Genomic DNA, 1,133 nt, shown 5'->3' on the forward strand with positions numbered 1-1,133 from the left:
GCCGGAAGAAAAGCTGCTGCGTGCGATCTGCGGCGAGAAGGCGTCCGACGTGAAGGACACCTCGCTGCGCCTGCCTTCCGGGATGAGCGGAACGGTCGTCGACGTGCAGGTCTTCACTCGCGACGGCGTGGACAAGGACAAGCGTGCGCTCCAGATCGAGGAGATGGAGCTCGACCGCGTGCGCAAGGACTTCGCCGACCAGCAACGCATCATGGAGAACGACACCTTCCAGCGCGTGGAGCGACTGCTGGTGGGCAAGGTCGCCGACGGCGGCCCGCGCAACCTGGCCCCGGGCGCGAAGATTACCAAGGCCTATCTGCAGGAGCTTGCCTCCAACGGCTCGCGCGATCAGTGGCTCGAGATCCGCATGCGTGCCGAAGACGTCGCGACTCAGCTCGAGGCCGTCGCGGCTCAGATCAAGCAGCAGCGCGAGGAATTCCGCGATCGCTACGAGGTCAAGAAGCGCAAGATCTCGAGCGGCGACGATCTGGCCCCGGGCGTGCTCAAGATGGTGAAGGTGTACGTGGCCGTCAAACGCCGCGTCCAACCCGGCGACAAGATGGCGGGTCGCCACGGCAACAAGGGCGTGATCTCGAAAGTCGTGCCGATCGAGGACATGCCCTTCTCGGCGGACGGCGAGCCGGTGGACATCGTCCTGAACCCGCTCGGCGTACCCTCGCGCATGAACGTCGGGCAGGTGCTCGAGACCCATTTGGGTTGGGCGGCCAACGGGCTCGGGGTGAAGATCGAGAAGATGCTGCGGGCGCATACCGCGGTCGCCGAGCTGCGTGCCTTCCTCGAGAAGATCTACAACACGAGCGGCAAGCGCGAGGATCTCGGCAGCTTCACCGACGAGGAGATCCTCGAGCTGGCGCGTCATCTGACGCGCGGCGTGCCTCTGGCGACGCCGGTGTTCGACGGCGCGACCGAGGAGGAGATCCGAGCCATGCTCAAGCTTGCCGATCGCGACAACTCGGATATCGGCATCCCGAGCGGCCAGACCCAGCTCTACGACGGGCGCACCGGCGATCCCTTCGAGCGCCCGGTCACGGTCGGCTACATGTACATCATCAAGCTGAACCACTTGGTCGACGACAAGATGCATGCGCGCTCCACCGGGCCGTACAGCCTGG

At 65.4% G+C, this 1,133-nt stretch carries 1 pseudogene; it reads left to right on the forward strand.

Annotation, left to right across the window (positions count from 1 at the left end):
* Positions 1-1,133 (forward strand): annotated as a pseudogene (rpoB, locus tag B4N44_RS08625) (DNA-directed RNA polymerase subunit beta); the annotation flags it as partial.

The organism is Thiocapsa sp. UBA6158 (assembly GCF_002423035.1).
Lineage (GTDB): Bacteria > Pseudomonadota > Gammaproteobacteria > Chromatiales > Chromatiaceae > Thiocapsa.